Consider the following 12,852-nt stretch of genomic DNA (forward strand, 5'->3'; position numbering starts at 1 on the left):
CATCATGGTTGATTATTAAGAGCTCTATTAACCAAATGCTCTATAGCCCCTTCCGGATGACTAATTAATGTCATCTTAGAACGTAACTTCATTTCTCCTAACACCACTACAGCCTGCATCCAAGCCCCAGAATAAACCCAGCGAATATTGTTTCTCACCCAGGTAGCGATATTGATAGTATCTTGTGCCCGCGATAATCGATCAACTATCTTGTCGAAACTCTCGGGTTGGCGATGGATAAAGAACATACGTCCTTGGATAGCATCCCTGTGATCTTTTTCTATTTCGCTTAGGCGATCAGCATCTGGAACTAGCTTCAGCTGACCTTTCAAAACCAATTCGTAATCAACGCCTTTTTCTGGCCAACGCTGTTTTTTCATCTCCACCACATCATTTTTCGCTTTTTCTGCTAAGAAAAGGTCAACGATACCTTTCTCCAACATACAGTCGACATCATACCAATGTCTAGCCAATCGATGTTTATCAGGCTCCTTTTCCATGGTCGAGAACTGATGAAGTGCGGTCAGCTTTTCCCAGACGATATAAGCAGGATCGTACGCCTGCACGTTTGCCTTTGGAAAATCAAAGCCCTGTAATTCAGGGACATCAGCCAAGTAGCTTTCAACCTCATGATCCACAGTAGGTTGGCCCCGATTTCGACCGCCAAATTCTAGTAACACGTAATCTAGGTGGTAGTTGTTTTCGCTCTCGGTCACCCTCGGAAACCGAATATTAATTTTTTCACCACGCGAGTCAGCTTCAAGTTCAGCCCCCAATTCTTCAATACCATAGTCTTCAAAACGCTGATTAAGCATCTCCACAAACCGGCTGGACCACTTCATCAGACGGGAGGTTTGGCGTTCACGGAACTTTTTCTGCTGACTTGGGTTTTTAGTTGACAGCTCCCAAGCAGCAAGCTCGTCCACTTCTTCCGCTAAATCCGCCCAATGAATGGATAGATCAATATCCTCTGAGAAACGATCAATAACCTTCCAGCATTTACTGAGTGCCGTTCCTCCCTTAAACGCGACAGCATAATCCCCTAATAGCTGTTCGTCATACAGCAAGCGCAGAATTTCGGTCACCCACAGGTCTTTTTCCAGAAAAAAATCCGGAAGACCTTCAGGGTGTCTTTGAGCGCCAAGCAGTAATATTTGTTTTAGCTCTTCACGCCCACTAGGAGATTGATACAAATCAAGTATATTCATCAGAGAGCCTGCTCCAGCTGTGCCAGCTTACTCTGCCAAGCATTCAGCATAGGTACCGTACTAAGCTTTTTGGCCACTATTTTGATTTCTGCAGGTGTTAGAGACAATCGTTGCCCGGCCTTTTTCAGATCCGATACGTCTACAGACTCAGGCGGGGTTACTAGAAGCCCTCGCAAAAAAGTGCCCTCTGGAGCTTTCTCCCAGCGCAGCTTTTGGTCGCAAACATGTCGCACCTCAACAACCTGATTACCAATACTAAACTCCCTAGTTGGCCCATTGCTCCAGTAAACCGTTTTCATCGGAGCTTGAGTTTGCAACCCCAAACGATACGCCGCTTCTTGCCCCTGGCTTACTAGTTTATAACCATTCACTTTAGCCCAAGCCTTAGCGACCTGTTCAGCACTCGCCGTCGTTTTGATAGACGGAATACTGGCTAAGGGTTTCGGACGCACGTAAAAGCCCTTAGCTACTCGCACAACAACACCTTCTTGTGCCAGACGGCTGATCGACTTTTGTACAGACGTATGATTTCCCAGAGCATAAAACCCTGTAATAGGAAAGGGAACACCGCGCTTCATGCGGTTAACCCGGGACGCCACTTTCATTGCAACAGACATGGCCACCATAGATCTGACTAAAAATATTAATGTACATTCATTGTAGCTCATTATTCATAGTACTTCCCAGACAAATTATGTCAGGATTATTGTAGCCACAGACTCCCTACCCGCTTTCCTAAATTTAATCCCACTCAAGCCCGTAACGCTTTGTACATGATGTAACTATCAACATGCCCCAATTTTCCATGGCGATAAGCTCTTGGAATTGTTCCGATAATCTTAAAACCCAATTTTTGCCAGAGCTGTACCGCCACTTCATTGCTCGAAACAACTGCGTTGAATTGCATAGCTTCAAAGCCTAATGTCATCGCCAGATCTTGAGAATGCTCACAGAGTTTTTTGGCAATCCCTTTGCCACGCGCGGCTTCAGTCACCATGTAGCCACAATTACAAACATGATTACCAGGCCCCATTGCATTCGGCTTAATGTAGTAAGAGCCCAAAATCTGCTGGTTTTCTTCAAACACAAACGTCTTCAATGGCATTTTGCACCAAAGCTCATAAGCCTCCTCAAAACTCATTTTTGGATCAAAGGCATAGGTTTCTTGCGCTTGAATAACAGCCTTAAAACAAGGCCAGAATGCCTCGAAATCCGATTTAGTCATTTCTCTTATCACGTAAATGCCCTCTACGACTTTAAACTCTGCACTTGTGCACCGATTGATTGGCACCACCGCCCTTGTGGTTACTCACTTTACGCCGACGAATTAAAGCCGCCTATAAAACACCTTCCAAAAACGCCAAAAAACGCTCCGGCTGATCCCACATAATAAAGTGATAGGCATCATCAACTTGCATCAGACTGGCTGTAGTGGCTTGAGAGTAAGCAGATTGATAAAGACTCGCCAGTTTCTCTGCCGTTATTGGCATGGTCCGGTCATAGGCATACAGAACATAGACAGGAGCTGTAATTTGATCCAATAGATTTCTGGCATCATAGGCGATTACCTCTCGGGATAATTGAGCATAAATGGCACGATTCGTAGTGTTGGCCCAAGTCACAATTTTTTCAACTCCCTCCGTGGACTTAACCATAATACCCGCAGCCTGACGGACATACGCTTCATACTCCGTTGCACTCATTGCCAGAAACTGCTGCTCTAAACCCATCGCAAATGGAGCCACTTGTGCCGACGTCGCTTGGGCATTAAACAGTAAGCTAAAGAAAGGCAACGCATCCACCACAACAACCTTACTCACGGCATCTGGATTGGCACTGCCAACCATTAAAGCCAAAAGCCCGCCCATTGAGTGCCCGATCAGCGACGGCGAATCCAATCGAGCATGCTCAATATACCCTAGGAGGTCATCACGCAACGCGTCCAGATAATGCTCTGGCACTGAAGACGGTGCTTTGCTTCCGGCAAAGCCTTTGATCGTCACAATATGAACTCTATAGCGGGACTGAAGCTGATCGACAGTGCTATCCCACACCTCCGGTGAAGAGGCCAGCCCATTGACTAAAATGACATCATGCCCCGAGCCCACAACCCTCACTGACACAGTGTTCGAGTCAAACTCGGTCGCATGAAGTCCGGTACTGCAGAGAAGTACAATCCATAAACACACTAATCCTTTGACCATTTTTAACTCCTAGATATGAATAACATCTTTCGCCTTACGTAACTATACCTGTTAAAGCTTGATAGGATAGCTTCTAAAATCGTGAGTTAAACGATAGCGAACCTACTCAGGCTAAGTTCGCTCCTTTTGTCACCGCCCTCTGAAGAGGTCCGCCAAATCGTGATCGCCTTCACGGCTTGTTTGCGGATAGGCGGGATGCTCCCACAAGCGTTGCAATACACGCCGCACCGCTGGGCGATGTGAATGATCAAAGATACTGCCATCTGGGAGCATGCCTGGAAGAATGTGCAACGCACCTCGATAATTGTTAAATGCAACCCCCTCAGCAATCTTTATATAATTTCGGTCAGAATATGCCAATGTCAGCAGAAACTCTAAAAACTCCGCCAGTTGATCAGGCGGCAAGTCAAGCAAGGCAGCAGAAGCTCCATCTTTAACCCCGATTGCAACCGTTGGGTCAGCGACAAGATGTCTAACCAGAAAACTCCACCCTGAGGGGTTTTGCCTGATCTCCTGAAAAAAATCGGTACTTGCCGGCTGGAAGTCAATATCCATAAAGCGCGTTGAAAAATGCTCCTCTACCAAGGCCTTAAACTCTTCATATTCCATTTCTACCTTCCTGATACTGTGATCTCGTGTTATGTTCCATAGCATGCCAGACAAGAAAATCAACAATCCCATCAAAAGCACGATAAGTATCTTTTTATTCACTCGCCCTCCTCAATTTTCACAACTGCTTCACTATCAACTAATAGATGGCCGTAGCGTAGACAAGGCAGTACAGTATCAGCTTCGAGCCAACTAGAGCTCTGCATTGGAGCGCAGAGGCATGTATTTCATGCCCTCTGCAATCTATCAATCCAAAATGTTTTTAAAGCCGAGTCAGACGCACGTGGATAGTGCGTGACATTTCTTCGGGCCAGATGTTGGCACGCATTTCAGCATCTCCAGCATCCCCCCACCCCCAACTCTCCGGACTATAAACCCGACAATACTCGTGCATGCGCATCTCCTGTATGAATGTATAAATACCGGCCGCTAGAACAACACAGGCTCCCGCGACCCAAAGCCATTTCATGCATTATTCCTCTTGCGATTGAAGTTCAATGAAGCCCCAAGGTTGCTCAGCTGGAGTATTGCCAGTAATCGGCAGACCAATGGCCCCTCCTTTTCTCCATAGAGCGTAATTCCTTGTCCCTTCTGCTCGCCCTCTCGTAAAAGGGATATTCGTACCAAGTCCCGGATGCGGAAAAGCTTCATGATCTGGCGGTATATCAATCTTTTGCCCTTCCTGTGTTTCACGATGTTCTCGCAAGATAGTGGCAATTCTGTCTGAATCCGACGGGTCACGCAGGCATAGCTCGTAGAAAGATCTCCGATAGAATGCCCTCACCGATACATCGAAATGATCGGCAAGAGATTGCCCAAAGCCCTGTCTTGCTGTCTGGCAAGCATAAGAAAATATTCGCCCACCTAATGAGAATATATTACTTGGCAGGCCAATGAAGTCGTCAGGTTCGAGATCTATATCTGGTCTCTCAGGATAATTCCATGCAATAGTTCCAGGCGTTCCATGGCAGAAGAAAACCAGATTTCTGATTTTGTGTTCCTTGCCATCAATTACCCGATTGCGCAGATGGTTTAAAACAGTCGACTTCGACATGCAACGCACGACATTCACTCCCAGATTATCGCGCAGATGTTAGCAAATAAGGCATTTTGGCGGCATCTAGCACTGCATAAGTGACCAGCGGCGGGACTTCATTACCAAACTCGACAGAATCGGCCTCTGTCGGATCACTGTGACCGAACAGCGCCTCGCGCAGTGCATCAGGGACATTTTTCTTCGGATGAACACTGAATTGCGCATCCAAGGGAGTGATGGAGCCAAGCTCTTCGATCTGAAGCCAGTTTTTGTCTTGCTCTACCTGCTCTGACCCACGCGAGGCATAGCAATGGCTCAGAAAGGGGGTCATAACATGACCTCATTGGATTGGGGGGTATTAACGCATGAAGATTTTTGTGAAAACATCAATGTAACCTACTGTTTAGCAGGACTGATGCTCATAGAAGAACAAGGCTGATGGCCGTTTGGCTCAGCGAAATGTGACGTTCATCCATGAAGCAACGACGGCTTCCTTGTTGTAAAGCGGAAATCTTAACAATTAACAGTCAGGAAGTTCAACCAACGTTTACAAAAGCAGCGACATCGCCCTACTCTTGCAAACAATCAAAACCCAGCGCCACTCTAGAATAACCAAGTATGCAAAAGCCGACCAGGAGCAAACGCAAACCCGCCCGCAATCAGAATACCACCGACATAGACACCAATCATATTATATTGATGCGTTCTGTAATCCTTCTTACGCGCCGCAAAAAATGCCGCGGGTACCGAATAGAGCACCAAGCCACTGAATAAATGTATGAAGCCAAAATGATTCAAAAGTGTTGGACCAACCTGTGCGGTCATAAACAGCGTAATGAGCGCAGTCGACAGCATGAGCAGCATATATACCTTTCCTAGCGCCCTATGCTTCAACGTGCCTTTTCTGTTTAACAATAGAAACGTCCCTATCAAAAATGCAGGCACAACCGTGACAAGGTGCATATATGCCAGAAAAACATAGCTCATCCTAGACCCCAATCCGTTTATAAAAACGTCCTTCGCTTCTCACTCTGCATTTAACTCATTAATAAAGGTTTTTATATCGGGTAGATCCGCATACTGCACCGCGTTATCCGCAATCGAATCCCAAGTCGCTTTTGAGCTTGTACAAAGATGAGCAATAACTTCGACAGAAGCGGCATCGATGAGCGCACCAACCGGAACCCAGTAATAAGGCATTCCTCGAAGCATATTGGGAACCGGTGAGCCACAATTGCTACAGAAATCGGATGTAAAACCCGACTCCTTGACCCAACTCTTAATGTGACTGCGACCTGATACCCACGAGAATTTTGCCTCGGGGACTATCGTACCCAAATTTGAAGAGGTTCCACTCTGGGCTCGGCACAAAGTGCAATGACATTGATAAGCCCTAACTTTTGGCAAATCCAACTCAAATACGGTTTGACCACACAAGCATTTCCCTAGCATTAATCACCCCTATCAAAAACCAAGATTACCGAAATATTCAAAAACCCCATATACCACCCAGCATTATGATGACACAACACCTAGCGCTACCCTAGGATAAGGGATGGCTCTGCAAGCATCAAATACAACGGATCGCTTTATCAATAAACGCCTGATATTCTTCCTTGGGAACAAAAGATCCACCCGTTGTCCAAATCAAATGCGTACTTTTTTCCATTACTTCATCCAATTGATGGTCCCGAATCCATGCCCTACCCTCTGGCGTATTCAGCATCTGAGGCCCTAAGCATCCAATCGCCGCTGACGGCTCCACCTCGATGTTTTCCAGCTTTTTCAATTGAAGTAAATGCTGGTACAAAGCGGCATCCTCCGCTGTATAGACCCCTGCCAATTGGTCTCGAATCGCATCACAAACCCACTGAGACGCCTGACCTACAGCTAAGCCATCCGCTTCAGTATCAATCGTTAAATCAAACTCGTACACACTCACAGGCTCCGCTCCTGGCCTACCCGCCATACCCAGTAACATGCAAGGAGCCTGAACGGGCTCAGCAAAAAAGCAATGCACATATTCACCAAACATCGCTTTCAAACCAAAAGTAATTCCACCTGGCGCGCCACCCACACCCGCTGGAAGATAGACGAATAAAGGATGATCCGAGTCAACCGCAATCTGTTGCTCCTCCAGCTGTGCCTTTAAACGTAAAGCGGCCACTGCGTATCCCATAAATAATCGCGGCGAGCTCTCATCATCCACAAAATAACTGCTCGGGTTCGCCTCCGCCTCCGCCCGTCCCGCTGCAACCGCAGCGCCGTAGTCTGCATCGTGCTCAACCACTTTCACACCGCGCTTACGCAAACGGTCTTTTTTCCACTCTTTTGCATCTACCGACATATGCACGGTGGCCTGAAAACCAAGCGCCGCCCCAATAATGCCAATACTAAGCCCAAGATTTCCCGTACTACCCACCGCTATTTCATACTGACCGAAAAGCGACCGAACCTCTGGCTGCAGTACCTTTTGATAATCGTCATGGATATCTTTTAAAACTTGATGATCTAGCGCCAACTGTTCAGCAAAACACAGCACCTCATGAATACCGCCTCGCGCTTTTATCGAGCCTGCGACTGGCAAACCATGATCGGCTTTAATCAAAGTGCGTGCCCCCATGGGCGCAATTGCCTGATGTAAATGAGGCGCCAACAACAATGGAGACTCAATAATCCCATTACTAACGGCAAGCTCAGGAAACAACTGACATAATACAGGCGCAAAACGCGCTAAACGTGCTTGCGCTTCATACATCTCTAGAACATCGGGCTTTGCAGGTGCAGACGAAGGCTCTTGATACTTTGGGTTTAGCCAGAGTAATGGTTGTCCTTGCCTGATCTGGCTTTGTTGTTCTTGGGTTATTGAGAGGTGAATCATGAATACTGACCTGTATTTAGATAGTTAATACGCCAAGTATTGCTTGATTTAACGCGACCATCAAACGATAGTTATTAAACCTATCTTTAGTTTTTCTAAACACAAGGATATTGTAGGAAGAACTCAACGCACACTGATGACTCTCGAACGTTTGGAGCCAATTGAATGTTAAACGCCAGAACCCTAACCGCATTAAGAATTTTTGAGGTGGTGGGACGTTTAATGAGCTTTTCGCGCGCAGCTGACGAGCTTTGTGTGACCACAGGGGCTATCAGTCAACAAATTCGAAAGCTGGAAGAAGAAATAGGTTCGCCTTTATTTGTTCGTAGTGCTCGTTCGCTCAGGATGACAGCAACCGGAGAAACCCTATTCGCAAACATTGTTCAACCGCTTAACACACTCGCTCTTGCGGTCGACTCTGTTAAGACTCGGGACACCGAACGTATCATTCGCCTTAAAGCCACGCCTTCCTTTGCGCTTCATTGGCTGATACCTCGCTTAACCGAGTTTCATCGAACTCATCCCTTCATTAGGGTAGAAGTGCTCGCGGCTCTCAGTGTCTTAAACGATGCACCCTTAGACTACGATATCGCCATCGACTACAGCCCAAGTCATCGAGCGAGTGAACATAACGTAGGGTTTATGATGAATGAATATTTACTTCCCGTTATGTCACCCCATTATCGCAGCAACTGGGATTGGACAGCAGCAGAGGCTTGGCAAGACATTGCCTTCCTCCATGATACCGAAGCATGGGCGAGTGCTGATCGACATAGCGAATGGAACGTTTGGCTTACGCAAATGCAAATCCAGCCACTTCAAAATGCGGATCATTACTACTTTAACCGTGTTGATATGGCCATTGAAGCCGCCGCCGCAGGCCTCGGCGTTGCAATGGCTCGCCTCTCACTTGTACAGGATAACTTGAAATCGGGTCGACTCATCGCCCCCTGTGAAAGCGTGATATCGCCTGCCAGTTACTGGTTAAGAATTTCTGAAACTCGAATGGAAGATCCTCATATACTTGCCTTGGTTCAATGGATTGGGGTGCAATGTGAGGTATCGAAGGTGATAGAGTAGTTTAAACGTTTGAGTTTGGATGGTTTTGAAATTCTATTTTTTTCAGGAGGAGGCTTCTGGTCTAATATGTCATTTTTATGCGGGCAGTATCCAACACGATTCAATAATATTAGGACCGTTTTGGAATTACTGAAGAGTGAAGCTATCGAGAAAAACGATATGCAAACCCAAACAAAGACAAACCGATTACTGACCAGATAAGACCAACAATATAATTGCCTATTTGGGGGCCGAAGAAATGAGAGAAAAGAAATCCTAAACCACAAGTAGTCCTGCAACTCAAATCAGATGTGACAGATAATGTTTTAAAGCCAGGAATGTAACTTGCACCTAAGATCAAGCAAAACATACAAAGCACTGTAATTAGCAAAAATAGTTTTGATTTCATTTAGTGTTAGCCCTCCATGATCAGCTAAAAAGACATAATCGGCATTATGAATTGAGCAGCATAAAAATTAAAATCAATCGCTTAATTTTAATTAAAAATGGAGGCAATTGAGACATCAAGCCACATATTATATAAAGCAAGAATAAGCATAAAATATCCAAAACAGCATAAGAAAACTAATATTACCTCTTCAAAAAAACCCCTCTATGTAAGGATTTAAAAATGGAATCGCGCACCCATACACGAACTTAATAAATAAAAAAATCAAAAAATAAAACAATATCCCCATTAGCTTACTACCAGAAAACTTCCTAAACCACCATGAAGAGAAGCCAAGCCAAAATAAAAATATAGGAACAATTAATATGGATGCAACAAGAGCACCGAAAAGTGAGTTAGGTCGAGCTACCAAGCAGGCTATTATAATAAGCAACACTAACTTTTTTAGGTAGCCAAAACGATCTTTTTTATACAAAGGTATATTAAGCTCTTTCATTATTTTATTTATCTATCAAGTCACTTCATCAACAGCCCAATAGAAAATCCTGAATTAAACTATATTAAAAAATTTTATTTTCATTTGCTTTATGGATAAAAAATCAAGAAAATCAGAAATAAAACATTCACTAAAACCAGCCTGCCTAAACAATTTTTTGACGTAATCAGGAGCGCATTTAGGACACCTAAATTGTAAAAAAGCTTGAAATTTATCACTTAAAATATCGAATTTACAGTTAAACGCATCAAGTATCAAAAGGCATCCTCGGATCTCTAACAATTTTAACAACTCTGGAATCACCGTTATCTCATTGCTTTTTTCCGCTGTTTTAAGCAGCTCAATCACCATACTATTTTCAACACAAAATGCACTAATCATATGGATTGCACCGCGCTGATCCGTACCAAAACTTTTGGACATCTTGCTAAGTGAGCACAATCACTTAACGAAGTGAATCATGTCAACAAAGAAAGTCCGCAAAACACATACCGCTGAATTTAAAGCTGAAGCACTGAAGCTGGCTGATAAGATCGTCGTAGCTGCCGAAGCCAGAGAATTAAAGCTTTATGAATCTCAATTGTATAACTGGCTCTCTGCTGACGAGAAAAAGTCTAATACCAGTGAGCGTGAATCTGAGCTTGCGGCTGAAGTGACACGTTTGAAACGACAATCAGCTGAGCAACCAGAGGATTTAGCCATCCTAAAAAAGGCGGCCACCTACTTCGCGAAGAACCAAAAGTAGCGCGGTTTAAGTTTATTCTGGAGCTTCAGCACCTGTTCTCGTTAATCAGAATGTTACCATCTTGGTTTGGTTGTAATCGTAGTGTTTATACCGCGCCATCCCTTGCCATCTCTGATGGTAAAGTTTAGTTAACGGTTTCTAGCCTTCATCCCCTGCCACACAAGCCAAGGGCTCTGGGACTAATCCGACAGTCTCAACGCCAGCCACACACGCGAGCAACTTGTTGCGAGTCGAGCGCCCAAAGGGCGCGTTTGTGCTGGCGTTTGTTAGGCCAACTTAAAACGGCGAATCAATGTCATCAATATGGTCACGTTGTTTTTCAGGATATTTGTCCTGAAGGTAGCGTTCCATTTGCTTTTGATAAAAAGTCATCTTTGCGAACTCATCATCCACTCTCATGTGAATTGAAGTACCGTCTTCCATTGGATGAAGATGTGCTTCGCCACTATTTAATGCAATCAGAATATTTTGATACTGGGCAAGCGTTTGAACGCTTGAATTAAGTACTGCAGAAAGCGCACCAATATGAGTTTGCTTTTTTTGTTCATTCTCTGATTCCGCAAGCTGAGCTTTTAATTCTCGAAGCTCAATTTTTTGTAAATGAACAGAAATCATTAACCAAACTACCGCTAAGCATGCAGCTAAAACGCCTATTGTACCGCTAACATAGCTACCAAAATCGTCCCAATCGCTATGTTTTGTAGATGCTCCCCCACTGAATGTAATGAAATACACCCCAGTAAAGAAAATCACTGCAAGCAGAAGCACTGCCAAGCTAACAATTATCGCAATATTATTTTTTATGAATTTCAACATCGAGATTCCATCAGGTGACCTAACGAGCTTGTAGAAAAACCTAATCTCGACAAGTTTTTCCGCCAGAGCCCAGTCTATATTATTCTTTTCAATTGCTGACTTCAGTCAGCAATCACGTATTTCATCTGTCTTTTTAGCTTTTACTTTTATAGGTCTTAAGCAATTGCCCCTTCAGAGCCTCACTCAAAAGCCATATCATCCTGATTTCCGCCTCATCCGCTCAATCCACCGTATTTCGCTAACTTCTCTACATTATGCACCAAACAGTACAATTGCCACTGACCCTGAACCTTGTTTTTACCTCGCAGGCTAAAACGACTGAGCCCTTTATTGGTACCAATGTTACCGAACACAGGCTCCACAACAGACATTCGATGGCTATAAATTTGCTTCCCTTTAGGACTATCCACTCGGTGATTCATCCAGTCAGTATAGGTCGGCGCACGCTGGTCGTTAAGTGCAATCGTCATCTTAACTGACTCTGGATCAGTGATATTGCTCTTCACTTCCTTGCTGCGCTTGCCTTTGCCCATCCTCGGCTGGTTCTGCTTTAAAAAAGCATCGATCTTATTGGCAGCCGCATCCAGTGTTTGAATGGTTTGAGTCTTGCGATTATTACGTTCAAGTGATTCTTCACTTTCACAGGTATCTTTTTCTTGATGCTCACTGAGATGATACTGGATCAAGCGCTTGAGTTTGTGACGCTTCTGTTCCAGTTCTTTAAAGGTGCCAGACCATTCCTTGGATGCATTAGAGCGCATCTTACAACCATCAATGGCAAAGAGTTCATTGCCTAACAGTCCTTGTTGATCACAGATGAGTAGCACTTGTTCAAATAAGCTTTCAATCGCCTGAACTCGGCTGCTGACAAAGTGAGCAATCGTAGTGAAGTGCGGCACGGTGTCGCAAGATAAGGCTTTGAAGATGATATTCGTTTCGCAGCACCACTGGATCTCACGGCTGGAGGTAATGCCCTTTGAATAAGCAAATACTAGAATTTTGAGCAGTATCGCTGGGTCGTATGCTGGGCGACCTTCAGCATCATTTTTGTAAGGCTTGTGAAAAGCCGATAAGTCGAGTTTTTCAGAGATCAGGTAATGCAGTGCAAACTCAAACGTACCAGGTTGGATCTGTTCTAGGTAGTTAATCACCACCATCGACATCTGGTTGTAATCATAATGTTTGAACTTTGCCATCCTGAAGCCTCCGTTTCCTGAAAGTCTTATCAAAGCATAGATAAAGAGCTTTTTCTACAGCCTGAACGCCTCCGGCGTTTTTCAAGCTAGTTGTCACCATTAGCCGTTTTAAGCGGCTCGTTTTTCTACTTGTTTAGTCGGCTGTTTTTCTGGATTCAGTGTTGTCGGTCCCACTGGTGTGCAGTTTCGTACT

Annotated in this window: 14 protein-coding genes and 2 pseudogenes; 2 read left to right on the top strand and 14 right to left on the bottom strand. The window is 44.7% G+C overall.

Annotated elements, in window-relative coordinates; translation table 11 throughout:
• Positions 1–2 precede the first annotated feature (2 nt).
• The 11 genes from DN062_RS04215 to DN062_RS04265 form a co-directional block, all read right to left on the bottom strand.
• Entirely contained in the window at positions 3–1,208 is a 1,206-nt protein-coding gene (locus DN062_RS04215; RefSeq protein WP_112157814.1) for a nucleotidyl transferase AbiEii/AbiGii toxin family protein, read from the bottom strand.
• Positions 1,208–1,876 carry a DUF6088 family protein gene (locus tag DN062_RS04220; protein WP_338039955.1) on the bottom strand — a complete coding sequence of 223 codons (669 nt, stop codon included), beginning with the start codon at positions 1,874–1,876 and terminating at the stop codon, positions 1,208–1,210. The genes DN062_RS04215 and DN062_RS04220 overlap by 1 nt, the downstream gene beginning before the upstream one ends.
• A gap of 83 nt (positions 1,877–1,959) precedes the next feature.
• Positions 1,960–2,433 (bottom strand): GNAT family N-acetyltransferase, encoded by a 474-nt coding sequence (locus tag DN062_RS04225; protein WP_205126643.1) that lies wholly within the window; start codon positions 2,431–2,433, stop codon positions 1,960–1,962.
• A gap of 112 nt (positions 2,434–2,545) precedes the next feature.
• Positions 2,546–3,412 carry an alpha/beta fold hydrolase gene (locus tag DN062_RS04230; protein WP_112157815.1) on the bottom strand — a complete coding sequence of 289 codons (867 nt, stop codon included), beginning with the start codon at positions 3,410–3,412 and terminating at the stop codon, positions 2,546–2,548.
• Positions 3,413–3,541: 129 nt separating this feature from the next.
• Positions 3,542–4,123, bottom strand: coding sequence for a hypothetical protein (locus tag DN062_RS04235; protein ID WP_133256742.1), 582 nt, complete (start codon positions 4,121–4,123; stop codon positions 3,542–3,544).
• Between the two features lie 160 nt (positions 4,124–4,283).
• The gene (locus DN062_RS04240) at positions 4,284–4,490 is read right to left on the bottom strand and encodes a hypothetical protein (protein WP_112157819.1); all 207 of its coding nucleotides are present in this window, start codon (positions 4,488–4,490) and stop codon (positions 4,284–4,286) included.
• 3 nt (positions 4,491–4,493) lie between these two features.
• On the bottom strand, positions 4,494–5,075 hold the full coding sequence (locus tag DN062_RS04245) for a hypothetical protein (RefSeq protein WP_112157821.1): 582 nt from the start codon (positions 5,073–5,075) through the stop codon (positions 4,494–4,496).
• Between the two features lie 25 nt (positions 5,076–5,100).
• A complete protein-coding gene (locus tag DN062_RS04250; protein ID WP_112157823.1) occupies positions 5,101–5,388 on the bottom strand; it encodes a hypothetical protein in 288 nt (95 codons plus the stop codon).
• Between the two features lie 272 nt (positions 5,389–5,660).
• Positions 5,661–6,044 carry a DUF2306 domain-containing protein gene (locus DN062_RS04255; RefSeq protein ID WP_112157825.1) on the bottom strand — a complete coding sequence of 128 codons (384 nt, stop codon included), beginning with the start codon at positions 6,042–6,044 and terminating at the stop codon, positions 5,661–5,663.
• A gap of 39 nt (positions 6,045–6,083) precedes the next feature.
• Positions 6,084–6,509, bottom strand: coding sequence for a GFA family protein (locus DN062_RS04260; RefSeq protein WP_112157827.1), 426 nt, complete (start codon positions 6,507–6,509; stop codon positions 6,084–6,086).
• A 118-nt stretch (positions 6,510–6,627) separates the two neighbouring features.
• Complete coding sequence (locus DN062_RS04265) at positions 6,628–7,938, bottom strand: D-serine ammonia-lyase (RefSeq protein ID WP_112157829.1); 1,311 nt, start codon at positions 7,936–7,938, stop codon at positions 6,628–6,630.
• A 165-nt stretch (positions 7,939–8,103) separates the two neighbouring features.
• Here DN062_RS04265 and DN062_RS04270 point away from each other — a divergent pair, with 165 nt between their 5' ends.
• Positions 8,104–9,018, top strand: coding sequence for a LysR substrate-binding domain-containing protein (locus tag DN062_RS04270; protein WP_112157832.1), 915 nt, complete (start codon positions 8,104–8,106; stop codon positions 9,016–9,018).
• 1,106 nt (positions 9,019–10,124) lie between these two features.
• Here DN062_RS04270 and DN062_RS18790 read toward each other — a convergent pair.
• Positions 10,125–10,301, bottom strand: a pseudogene (locus tag DN062_RS18790) (ISAs1 family transposase); the annotation flags it as partial.
• Positions 10,302–10,362: 61 nt separating this feature from the next.
• Here DN062_RS18790 and DN062_RS04285 point away from each other — a divergent pair.
• A pseudogene (locus DN062_RS04285) lies at positions 10,363–10,742 on the top strand (transposase); the annotation flags it as partial.
• A 181-nt stretch (positions 10,743–10,923) separates the two neighbouring features.
• Here DN062_RS04285 and DN062_RS04290 read toward each other — a convergent pair.
• Together DN062_RS04290 and DN062_RS04295 are read right to left on the bottom strand one after the other, a co-directional pair.
• The gene (locus tag DN062_RS04290) at positions 10,924–11,463 is read right to left on the bottom strand and encodes a hypothetical protein (protein WP_112157838.1); all 540 of its coding nucleotides are present in this window, start codon (positions 11,461–11,463) and stop codon (positions 10,924–10,926) included.
• A 212-nt stretch (positions 11,464–11,675) separates the two neighbouring features.
• Positions 11,676–12,659: a transposase gene (locus tag DN062_RS04295; protein ID WP_112157840.1), complete on the bottom strand. Its 984-nt coding sequence runs from the start codon at positions 12,657–12,659 to the stop codon at positions 11,676–11,678.
• Positions 12,660–12,852 lie beyond the last annotated feature (193 nt).

Source organism: Nitrincola tibetensis (genome assembly GCF_003284585.1).
GTDB classification, from domain to species: Bacteria; Pseudomonadota; Gammaproteobacteria; order Pseudomonadales; family Balneatricaceae; genus Nitrincola; species Nitrincola tibetensis.

Bases quoted from the DNA above. Each gene is read 5' to 3' on its own strand.
- DN062_RS04225 (WP_205126643.1), bottom strand. From the start codon at position 2,433: ATGACTAAATCGGATTTCGAGGCATTCTGGCCTTGTTTTAAGGCTGTT.
- DN062_RS04245 (WP_112157821.1), bottom strand. From the start codon at position 5,075: ATGTCGAAGTCGACTGTTTTAAACCATCTGCGCAATCGGGTAATTGAT.
- DN062_RS04255 (WP_112157825.1), bottom strand. From the start codon at position 6,044: ATGAGCTATGTTTTTCTGGCATATATGCACCTTGTCACGGTTGTGCCT.
- DN062_RS04295 (WP_112157840.1), bottom strand. From the start codon at position 12,659: ATGGCAAAGTTCAAACATTATGATTACAACCAGATGTCGATGGTGGTG.
- DN062_RS04215 (WP_112157814.1), bottom strand. From the start codon at position 1,208: ATGAATATACTTGATTTGTATCAATCTCCTAGTGGGCGTGAAGAGCTA.
- DN062_RS04260 (WP_112157827.1), bottom strand. From the start codon at position 6,509: ATGCTAGGGAAATGCTTGTGTGGTCAAACCGTATTTGAGTTGGATTTG.
- DN062_RS04230 (WP_112157815.1), bottom strand. From the start codon at position 3,412: ATGGTCAAAGGATTAGTGTGTTTATGGATTGTACTTCTCTGCAGTACC.
- DN062_RS04270 (WP_112157832.1), top strand. From the start codon at position 8,104: ATGTTAAACGCCAGAACCCTAACCGCATTAAGAATTTTTGAGGTGGTG.
- DN062_RS04240 (WP_112157819.1), bottom strand. From the start codon at position 4,490: ATGAAATGGCTTTGGGTCGCGGGAGCCTGTGTTGTTCTAGCGGCCGGT.
- DN062_RS04220 (WP_338039955.1), bottom strand. From the start codon at position 1,876: ATGAGCTACAATGAATGTACATTAATATTTTTAGTCAGATCTATGGTG.
- DN062_RS04250 (WP_112157823.1), bottom strand. From the start codon at position 5,388: ATGACCCCCTTTCTGAGCCATTGCTATGCCTCGCGTGGGTCAGAGCAG.
- DN062_RS04290 (WP_112157838.1), bottom strand. From the start codon at position 11,463: ATGTTGAAATTCATAAAAAATAATATTGCGATAATTGTTAGCTTGGCA.
- DN062_RS04265 (WP_112157829.1), bottom strand. From the start codon at position 7,938: ATGATTCACCTCTCAATAACCCAAGAACAACAAAGCCAGATCAGGCAA.